The sequence below is a fragment of the Enterobacter sp. 296B2 genome, from assembly GCF_034106185.1.
Classification (GTDB): Bacteria; Pseudomonadota; Gammaproteobacteria; order Enterobacterales; family Enterobacteriaceae; genus Enterobacter; species Enterobacter cloacae_N.
In genome coordinates this window covers 71,763-81,152 of record NZ_JAWNCA010000023.1, presented here as the reverse complement: position 1 = coordinate 81,152, position 9,390 = coordinate 71,763, and the positions used below count along the sequence as shown (strand labels likewise).

The window sequence follows — 9,390 nt, the reverse complement described above, 5'->3', positions numbered from 1 at the left end:
ATGTATGGTTATGCATCAGGAGAAATAAGACAAGCTTATGCAGATGGAATTGAAACACTTGATAAGTATAAAAAGCTTTTAAAAGAAATTTGCGAGCTTGAAAAAAATAGTTTGTTTAGTTACCTACCTGAGTGGCATGGCAGAGTATTTCATGGTGAAGATGATAGTCTTATAAGAGTCCTTGCCGAAATAGATAAAGCAAGAGCTGGGGTAATTTCTACCAGAAATGATAACTCTCTTGCTGAAAGAGCCTTTGTTACTGAATTGCTTAAGCTTTTTTATAATCATGGTGGTTCTAATCCTGCATCGGCTGTTTATAGATTTACTCGATCAAATTTTATGCAGAATGATATTGAAAGAAAAACAATACAAAGATGTTGGGATTCATTATCCTCATCTGTGGACAAAAACAGATGATTATTGTCCATTTTTGTCCTGACGTTATTTAGATTGGTTCGCGTTTTTTTGTCTAGTCAAAACAAGTCATTAATGGAGTGCTTTTGGTATTTCAAATGGCTTTCAACCTTCTTAGTATTCTTCTGTGTACAGCATTGGAATACTAAGGAGTTATCATGTCTCAATCTTTAATTCGGCTTTCTGAAGTTCAGCGCCGAACCGGCTACTCCAAGGCTTGGTTATACCGCCTTATGAGTCAGGGTAAATTCCCTTCTTCCATCAAAATTGGCTCCCGCTCCATTGCCTTTGTCGAAAGTGAAATCGATGACTGGATTAACCAGCGCATCGAAGAGTCTCGGAAGGAGGTAGCCTGATAAAGAATCCCCTATGTGCATTTGTTGCGTGTCGTTTAATTAGTATCTGGTTAAGATCTAATTGTTGCGACAGCTATCAGCTAATTAAAGATAGGTAAACCATCATGAATAAATTATATGCCCCTATTGGGGAGGACCTCTCTCAACCTAAAATCGGTCTGCATGGCATTTCTACGCCGACTATGAGTAGTTTAGAAATGGTCGATTACATCAATACCGAACGTCAGGTGAAAGCGGAAGAGGAGGGGATGACCTTCCCATGTAAAAAATATCGTAAGCTTCGCCATGACAGTTTTATGGCGAAAGTGCCAAAAGTCTTGGGTGAAACTCAATCTCCAAAATTTTTTGGAGATTACATTGATGGCAAAGGGCGAGCCCAGTCTTGCTACAACTTCCCCAAACGCGAGGCCTGCCTGATGGCAATGAGTTATAGCTACGAGCTGCAGGCTAAGGTTTACGATTACATGGAAGAGTTAGATCGTCAGGCCCATGGCTACCTCAATTACTCAGTTCAAGAACTGCAGGCGATTGTGGCTGGAGCTCGTAAGGTATCGGATGAAGACTCAAGTGACGCTGGCCGCCGTTTGCGTAAACGTCAGGACGATCTGGTTTTGCTAAATAAAGCGGAATCTCTGGTAAAAAGCCTCAGTCAGTTGAATCTGGATTTCGTTGGCGGCGGTAAATCTTTGGAGGTTCGCTAATGCTTGTTGGCTACTCTGTTCAGGAAGAAGGCAGCGCTAGGAACGCTGCCTTTGGGAGTCAGATCGATCAAGATTCGGGATCGTCTTTAGACTTCTTGCGTAGCCGACGCTTGATTTCGCCTTTTGCTGCAGTAACTAAAAAACCAGCGGTACTCTCGCCATCCTCTTTGAGTGACTCTATGTCCTCCATCACTTCATGGGGAATACGTACAGTAGTCATTTGCGACTTCGCGTTCTTTGCACCTGTTGCCATTACTGACACTCCTTGGATTAGGTGTATGTCAGTATACGCTAAAAAAATATTAAAAAAAGGCTTGCGGTGTATTTCACCATGGAGTAGCCTTTTTAGTGGAGGTGAAATACACCTAGTGCAGTGCGAAGCCCATCCGGATGGCCGTCCGGGCTGGGCCTCTAACCAAAACGTAACTAAGGATTACATAATGGCATGTTATCATGATACCCAAATTCACCCTGAAAAAAAATATCATTGTTGCTTTCTGGTGTTACACCAAACTGGTTTTTTATCAAACTTTTGCTCCCTGATTGTCGAAGCATCATCTGGCTTTAATGATTTTACGACATCTATGCAATTTTACGCTTTCTCATTCACTGATCGCGTTCGTTTTCAGGAGGCGGCTAATGTCTAAATCAACTCAACTCAAGTTTCACAAAAATCGCTGCTCTCTTTGGGCAAGACTTCCTTTTGTAGACCGAATTGAGGGGAAGCCAGGTTACAACTCTTGGTGTGTTCCGCGAGATGGTGGCTATTTTGGCGGTTGTGAGTCAGGAAAGGCACTTGGAATGATTTACCTCAAATATTTACGTGAGAATGGGAGAGGGTTAGGAGGCAATCTACAGTTTGTTGTCATGGATATGTGTGGCTTAGGTTTTTCTGCCGGGAGACTTACCGACGAACAGGATGCGCTTAAAGGACAGATTGTTGGTTTTTTCACACTGTTAGAGGATTGGCTGGAACAAGCTGTAAAGCATGGAGGCCATAAGCTAGACAATCTTGAAGAGCCAAAATTGCTCAGATACGCAAACCATTGGCTTTCAGTGAAGGACGCGGAGGTTAATAATGAGTCAGATTGAACAAATTCTCACTAGGTCCTGTTCAAGGAATGAATCACAGGATGAACTCAATAAAATAAGTTCAAACTCTCATGATGCCTTTGATGGAATTATGTCTGGTCTCAGTTCCATGGGGAACGTGATTTTCTGGGCATGTGATAATGCAGATTATGATGATAAATCGGCTCGAGAAGATCTCCGCAATATCGGTGAAATGCTTATGTATCTCCCCGGTATAGCCGCTGCATTGAAATTCAACGCTGGTGAAGCTGATTCAGTTTTGAGAGAAGTCAGACGCAAGAAAAACTGAATCAGTAATTTATTACCCGCTCTTAGAAAAAATACAGCCATCAGGTTGGGGACTTACTCGGCCTGAGAATGGAGAAACGTAATTATGAAACCTGAGAAACAGAGCTTCATAAATAAGAGACGATGCTTCGCAGTCTATTACATGGTCCTTTCTTTCCATTATGAAAGGGGGAGCTATGGCGCGCATTAGAACAATTAAACCTGAATTCTTCCTACATGATGAGTTATTCGAGCTTGAGAAAGAAACAGGGTTACCAGTTCGCCTGACCTTTATAGGTCTTTGGACTCAATGCGACCGGGAAGGTCGCTTTAAATGGCGGCCTTTAAGGCTTAAAGCTGCGATTCTTCCTTACGACGAAGTTGATATGTCACGCGTACTTCACGCGTTAAATACGCGTGGTTTTCTTGTTAAGTACGCTAATAACACGGGTGAGTATGGTGCGATTCCTTCGTTCAAAAACCACCAAGTTATTAACAATAAAGAGTCAAAATCTGAGCTTCCGGCCATTTCTGGCTGTGAAATTCTGAAACCCTTATCTGATGCGGGTTGTGGCGCGATAAGCACGCGTGAACCACGCGATGATGACGCGTACCAAGGGGAAAGGAAGGAAGGAAAGGAAGGGAAAGGAAAGGAACTAAATACAATGTCCGATTTTCCTCGGACAAATTGTGATGCTCCAGATGAACAGAAAAGTTTACCTGCACAGGAAAAGTCAGAACCAAAGAATGGGGACGACAGCGCTGATCCAGTTGAAGCAGCATTTGAAAATATCTTTTGGATGGCTGGACTTCGTAAGGATGCAAAGGTCAAGGCTAGGTCTGCTTTTCAAACAAAATTTAAGGAATGGAAAAAATCTAACCATGGCACACCAGAGGACTTCGCCACACTGCTAGCTGATGACATTCGAATAAGAGCTAGGGCGCAGCAACTTGGGTTCGACAAGTTACTTCCTGCTACGTATTTGAACGGTGAGCGCTGGAATGATGAGAAACCAGTCGTAACGTCGAATTCTTCAGGAGCCTCCACTCCGGGAGGCTCAGCATCAAACTCATGGTTCACTCCGTCAAATGACGGTTCATCTGAGGTTTTTATTAATCAGGCGGCTATTGAGCGTTTGAATCGTGGCGGACAACGCAAATGAAAACACTCATCAAAAGGTTGCTTGTGGCCGGATACAACCATGGTGTTTTGCGCAAGGACTTTGTGTCGTGGTGTTTTGTTAAATTTGATTTGAGGAGTGTGTAATGACCCCTGCTGAACTCTCAGAAAAATTATGGGATAACGCTGAACGCGTCGCTAAGTTTCTCCTTCCGAAGGGACACCTCGAAGGCAAAGAGTGGTGTGCTGGCAATATTAACGGTGACTCAGGCAAAAGCCTCAAGGTTAATATCGGTGGTAAAAAGTCATGGGCTGATTTCGCCAGCGGTGACAGCGGTGACCTGCTGGATCTCTGGGTGCTAGTGCGTAACTGTCAGCTGCATGACGCTATGCGAGAAGCGAAAGAGTTTCTTGGCCTGAAAAATGACGATTACCACTTCGAAGCGAAGAAAAAAACGTTCTCGCGTCCGACGAGGAAGGGCGTTAAATCGGCCAGCAAATGCTACGACTACCTTGCTTCGCGTGGCATTACCCGTGAAATAGCCGATCGTTTTAAAGTGACAGACGCGGTGGTCTGGTACCACGACGAAAACCGCGAAGTGCCTGCCGTGGCATTCCCGTACATTCGGAACGGCGAACTGCTGCAGGTAAAACGTATTGGTACCGAACGGCCAAACGGCAAAAAGCTGATCATGGCTGAAGCTGATTGTGAACCATGCCTATTTGGCTGGCAGGCACTGGATAAAAACACCCGTCTGGTAGTGCTGTGCGAGGGTGAGATTGACTGCATGACCTTTACGCAGCTTGGCTATGATGCCCTGTCTGTTCCATTTGGCGGTGGGAAGGGTGCCAAGCAGCAGTGGATTGAATATGAATACCACAACCTCGATCGCTTTCAGGAAATCTGGCTGTGTCTGGACAACGATGATGTGGGCCGTGAAGCTGCAAAAGAAATCGCCAGACGTCTTGGTGAACATCGTTGCCGCATGGTTGAACTTCCGCACAAAGATATCAACGATTGCCTGATGAACGGCATGGACAGCGACTCCATTCTGGAATACATGGAGCGCGCTAAATTCTTCGATCCTGATGAGCTTTCCTCAGCAGGGGATTTGCTTCAGGAAACTATTGAGGCATTCGAACATCGGGATACCGGCCTGTTTACAAGTCCCTGGACTTCGCTGAATAACAACTTCAAGTTCCGTGCCGGTGAGCTGACCCTCGTCAATGGCGTAAATGGGCATGGCAAAACAGAGCTCGTTGGACATATTGCGATTGATGCTATGAGTCAGGGCGTCAGGACCTGTATTGCTTCTCTGGAGCTTAAACCAGGCAAAATGCTTGCCCGACTCACGCGGCAAACCATCTGCACCTCCTCACCGAAGCGTGAAGAAATCATTATGACCAATGAATGGTTTTCTGACCGACTTTGGGTATTCAAACTCACTGGAACGGCCAAAGCAGACCGGCTTCTTGAGATTTTTGCCTATGCCCGGCGTCGCTATGGCATTGAGCTGTTCGTCATAGATAACCTGGCAAAATGCGGACTGGACGAAGAAGACTACACAGGTCAGAAGGACTTTATCGATACGCTTTGCGACTTCAAGAACGAGCATAACTGTCACGTCCTGCTGGTTACCCATGCCAGAAAAACAAACGACTCCGCTCCAACCGGAAAGATGGACGTAAAAGGCACCGGTGCTTTAACGGATATGCCCGACAACGTTATGGCCGTCTGGCGCAACATTCCACGCGAGCTGGCTCAGAGAAAAGCGGATCGTATGGGTTATGAGAGCCTCGACAAAGACGAACAAGCCGCAATCAATCTTCCCGCCTCAATGATTCGCTTGTTAAAGCAACGAGAAGGAGAAGGGTGGATCGGCGATATCGGAGCCAACTTTGACTCTCGCTCTCACCAGTTCCTGGAAGGCGAGAAAAAACCATTTAACTACTTGGTCGGTAAGCCGCAAAGCGAGCTTGATCTCGAGTGGGAAGCAAGCAACGTGACGAGGGTATAACGATGCGCAAAGACAATAATGACCATAAGACACTTTTCACCATCCCGACGGAAACGCACAGCACCGCCCTCGCAAACATCAAGCCTCTGCCCGAGCAAAGGATAATCACCGGGCATAAGCAGACTGATGCTTATCTTTGGGTACTGGAGGTTATCCGTCTGAACGAACCCGCACATTTGGACGCAGCCGAAGCCGCGCTGGAGAAAATTAAAATCTCCCCAAAAGAGGCCGAGGAACGTTACGCGCGTTATCTGCTGGCGAATGGTGGCGATCCTTTCCAGATTGCTTTCGGTACCATTGGCATGGATAACCCGGCACAGGCAATCAAGAACGCCCGGGAGAACATCAAAAAAGCAGCATCAGTCAGGGCCACGTTCGGCAGCTATGAGGCAGCACTCGAAGATGTGGAAGCCGAGCGCGTAATCAAGTCTTCCCTGAAATTTATCGACGATCTCCGTTGGGGCTGGACTTTGAGCGAGAGGAAAGCTGGCAGCATTAGCGGCGGACGTATTAACGAAATTGACGATCAGCGCCGGGAATTTGTCGATGGTTATCGTGATGTTTTGCCAGAGCCACACACGCTTTCGGATGTAGTCCGTGAGCTGATTTATTGGGACTGGCTTTACTGGGCGCGCAACACTGCCGGGAACGAGCTCGAACACGAATACGGCTACTCCGATCATCATGAATCCGTACATGACCGTGAGCGTTACCTTGAAAAATTGCTGGCAACCATCAAACCCGTGACGCGAGCTGAAGCTATCGAGGTATGTCGCTGGTTCCTTGAAAGTGAAAAGGGGCAATACATGGAGAACCACGGCGCAGCGGTGATGTTTAACCTGGTAGGGGAGTGTGAAGAATGAAACTGGAGGCATCACTAAAACACTTTAGTCCTCAGGGAATGCACATCAGCGATGACGTGAACAAGACTGGAGTAAAAAACAATGCGTGATATTCAAATGGTTTTGGAGCGTTGGGGCGGTTGGGCTGCGAGTGATAGCTCTGGGGTTGACTACTCTCCCATCGCAGCCGGTTTCAAGGGGCTTATTCCACAAACAAGTAAAACTCGTCTTTCATGCACTGACGATGATGCCTTGATTATCGAGGGATGTTTAGCTCGGTTGCAAAAGCGTAAGCCCTATGAGCATTCGCTCTTAGTTGCGCATTATCTCTATGGCATATCAAAGCGGAAAATCGCGAAAGCACGGAAAAAGGATGAAAAGCTAATACGCATTGAGATTCAGATGGCAGAAGGTTTTATCGACGGCTGTCTTAGCATGCTGGATGTAGGCTTAGAGATGGATGCCGAAGTGAAGTCGTGAAGCAAAAGCCCGATTATTCGGGCTTTGTATCAACATCTTTGACATACAAAATCACAGCTGACTTGATATCTCCGTCAACATGTTTTGCATTTATGCTTAAATGAACAGGTTTTCTTTCCCATTCTGCTCGTTGTAGAGCCTCTTTGTTCCCCGACTCGTCGAGGAAAATGTCCTGCACTACGCAAGTAAGTCGCTGGTCAGAATCAACTCTACGAACTTTAACTTTGAAACATTCTGGGTCAGTGTTATTCACTTCCTCGATGCGGTAGACACCGTCTATACGCATTTCGACAGAGCGGCGACGTGCATTTGTAACCAGTTCTTTTGCAGTTTCAGAATCGATGGTAACACCATCAATTTCAGCAGTATCTGAGCGTACGAATGACTTAACCATGGTTGTCTTAGCGTCGTAAGACATACGATCCATGTTGTCGAGAAGAGGCTTTTGGGCCACCATTTCAGAGATAATCTGAAGGCGTTTCGTTTCTTCTTGAGTCATCACCTGCATAGCGCGCAGGTGTTCTTTGTCGCCTTCTTTAGCAATCTCCGCGAGGCGAGTATCTTTACGGTTATCTAAAAAGCGTTTAAAGACGGTTACACCGCCCCATATGACGGCAGCACCGAGAACTGTGAATACAATCTCTGTGGCGTTCATTTTTCCTACCAATTCATGCGTAAGCTTGCTCAGGAATCCATCAATGTTGATCTCAACAAGTGAAGAACCTTGTTCTACTGTAACTTCTATTTCTAAAGCATCAAGCTCTTCTTTAGTTAGCCTGCGAACATCCGGAGTGCCGTATTTTGCAAGCGCATAAGACTTGTTGATCTGCGATTGCATCTCAACGAAGCCCTTCATTACTGAGGGAGTAAGTGATTTATTGAATTTATCACCGGTTAACCTGATGGTGAGGCTCGGCCAGCCATTGAAAGTAATTTTTTCTGGTAGGCCTTGTCCGCTCAGATAACGTTCGAGCAACTCAAAAGCCTGTTGCTCTGACTCTACATCATACTGTATGTCACCCAAAGATAATCCCTCATTCTAAGCCCCGCGTTAACTGACTAGTTAGGCAAGAACTGCTTTCTATTTTTGCTGTGTGTAGGGAAAATAAAGCAAAACTCGTTAAAAATCACTAACGCGGTCCGCATTTTCTCGTTTACTGTGTTAAGAGTGGTTTCTACGCCACGGACTTAAAACGATTCTTAAACCTCGCCATGGCGGGGTTTTTGCTTTTTTTGGAGGCTTGCAATGCAATATGATAAACAGCAGCCGTACTTTTTTAACCCTGACATGACGACTGAGCAGCTTGAAGACTGGCTTGGGCAGCAGAAAACCCACCTTGCCCACTTCAATCGTCTGGTGAAAGAAAAGGCCGCTCTGGAAGAACGGCTTTGTGAAATATCACTGGAAATGGGGGAGATGGCTGCTAAAGGCTTTGAAGGAAAGTTGAGTTTCCCATGGGATCCCAGTCCTCTTCTGAAAAATCGTCAAGAGGATGAACATGTAGCCCGATCTCAAGGCTCTGTATAAAGTCGCTGGCTTTTGGAGGTAATTCCAACAAACGCAATTCATCATTGATAATGAACAACGAATCATTAAGCGATAGCGTTCTGATAGTATCAAGCTGCCATTTTGTTTTTTCAAAAATCATATGATGTAAGGCCTTTTTACCGTCGAGCGGATTAAAAGGTGTTCCATGCTTTAGTCGATACTGTTGTAAAGCACATTCAAGCGCAAATATTTGCAGTATTCTTAATTTTACTCTTATGGCATCATATGAATTGCTGTGCGCAAGTGAGCTTTCTGCAAATTTATTATTGCGACATACTCGCATCTTAATTACTTGCCACAAATCGGAATAGTTACTCATGGTTGGCTTCCTTACTCTATACGTTAACATTTAGCGATTTAACGATATCAGAGACAGTTGAACTCAACTATAAAAACCATTGATATTGCGTGGTTAGTTTGACTTATGTATCATCTCGCTCCCGGCCCTTTAGCTCAGTTGGTTAGAGCGTGCGACTCATAATCGCCCGGTCGTTGGTTCAAACCCAACAAGGGCCACCAAACCGCCACTAGCTCATCGGGAAGAGCGGCAA

The 9,390-nt window shown here is 45.6% G+C and carries 11 protein-coding genes, 1 tRNA gene and 2 pseudogenes; 11 read left to right on the top strand and 3 right to left on the bottom strand.

What is annotated here, in order from left to right; all coding sequences use genetic code 11:
* From URZ40_RS16765 to URZ40_RS16755, 3 genes and pseudogenes are all read left to right on the top strand, one after another.
* Window positions 1-417 (top strand): annotated as a pseudogene (locus URZ40_RS16765) (hypothetical protein); the annotation flags it as partial.
* A gap of 155 nt (window positions 418-572) precedes the next feature.
* Window positions 573-770, top strand: a complete 198-nt coding sequence (locus URZ40_RS16760; RefSeq protein WP_064673414.1) for an AlpA family transcriptional regulator — start codon at window positions 573-575, stop codon at window positions 768-770.
* Between the two features lie 104 nt (window positions 771-874).
* Window positions 875-1,471: a Rha family transcriptional regulator gene (locus tag URZ40_RS16755; protein WP_320720886.1), complete on the top strand. Its 597-nt coding sequence runs from the start codon at window positions 875-877 to the stop codon at window positions 1,469-1,471.
* Window positions 1,472-1,538: 67 nt separating this feature from the next.
* Here the strand turns inward: URZ40_RS16755 and URZ40_RS16750 are convergent, their stop codons facing one another.
* On the bottom strand, window positions 1,539-1,724 hold the full coding sequence (locus URZ40_RS16750) for a YlcI/YnfO family protein (RefSeq protein WP_202783906.1): 186 nt from the start codon (window positions 1,722-1,724) through the stop codon (window positions 1,539-1,541).
* 386 nt (window positions 1,725-2,110) lie between these two features.
* On the opposite strand from URZ40_RS16750, the gene URZ40_RS16745 reads away from it, so the two are divergent.
* The 7 genes and pseudogenes from URZ40_RS16745 (at window position 2,111) to URZ40_RS16715 (ending at window position 7,290) form a co-directional block, all read left to right on the top strand.
* Entirely contained in the window at window positions 2,111-2,563 is a 453-nt protein-coding gene (locus tag URZ40_RS16745; protein WP_320720885.1) for a hypothetical protein, read from the top strand.
* Window positions 2,550-2,852, top strand: a complete 303-nt coding sequence (locus URZ40_RS16740; RefSeq protein ID WP_320720884.1) for a hypothetical protein — start codon at window positions 2,550-2,552, stop codon at window positions 2,850-2,852. Before URZ40_RS16745 ends, URZ40_RS16740 begins: the two co-directional genes overlap by 14 nt.
* A 175-nt stretch (window positions 2,853-3,027) precedes the next feature.
* Complete coding sequence (locus URZ40_RS16735; RefSeq protein WP_320720883.1) at window positions 3,028-3,993, top strand: hypothetical protein; 966 nt, start codon at window positions 3,028-3,030, stop codon at window positions 3,991-3,993.
* A 103-nt stretch (window positions 3,994-4,096) separates the two neighbouring features.
* Window positions 4,097-5,968, top strand: coding sequence for a toprim domain-containing protein (locus tag URZ40_RS16730; protein WP_320720882.1), 1,872 nt, complete (start codon window positions 4,097-4,099; stop codon window positions 5,966-5,968).
* A 2-nt stretch (window positions 5,969-5,970) separates the two neighbouring features.
* A complete protein-coding gene (locus tag URZ40_RS16725) occupies window positions 5,971-6,831 on the top strand; it encodes a helix-turn-helix domain-containing protein (protein ID WP_320720881.1) in 861 nt (286 codons plus the stop codon).
* A pseudogene (locus URZ40_RS16720) lies at window positions 6,828-6,899 on the top strand (hypothetical protein); the annotation flags it as partial. The gene URZ40_RS16725 and the pseudogene URZ40_RS16720, both read left to right, overlap by 4 nt.
* A 13-nt stretch (window positions 6,900-6,912) precedes the next feature.
* Complete coding sequence (locus tag URZ40_RS16715; protein WP_320720880.1) at window positions 6,913-7,290, top strand: antiterminator Q family protein; 378 nt, start codon at window positions 6,913-6,915, stop codon at window positions 7,288-7,290.
* A 13-nt stretch (window positions 7,291-7,303) separates the two neighbouring features.
* On the opposite strand, the gene URZ40_RS16710 is transcribed toward URZ40_RS16715, so the two are convergent.
* The gene (locus URZ40_RS16710) at window positions 7,304-8,314 is read right to left on the bottom strand and encodes a hypothetical protein (RefSeq protein WP_320720879.1); all 1,011 of its coding nucleotides are present in this window, start codon (window positions 8,312-8,314) and stop codon (window positions 7,304-7,306) included.
* Between the two features lie 400 nt (window positions 8,315-8,714).
* Window positions 8,715-9,158, bottom strand: a complete 444-nt coding sequence (locus URZ40_RS16705; protein WP_320720878.1) for a hypothetical protein — start codon at window positions 9,156-9,158, stop codon at window positions 8,715-8,717.
* A 123-nt stretch (window positions 9,159-9,281) separates the two neighbouring features.
* Between URZ40_RS16705 and URZ40_RS16700 the strand changes: the two genes are divergently transcribed.
* A tRNA-Ile gene (locus tag URZ40_RS16700) sits at window positions 9,282-9,358 on the top strand.
* The last annotated feature ends 32 nt before the right edge of the window (window positions 9,359-9,390 follow it).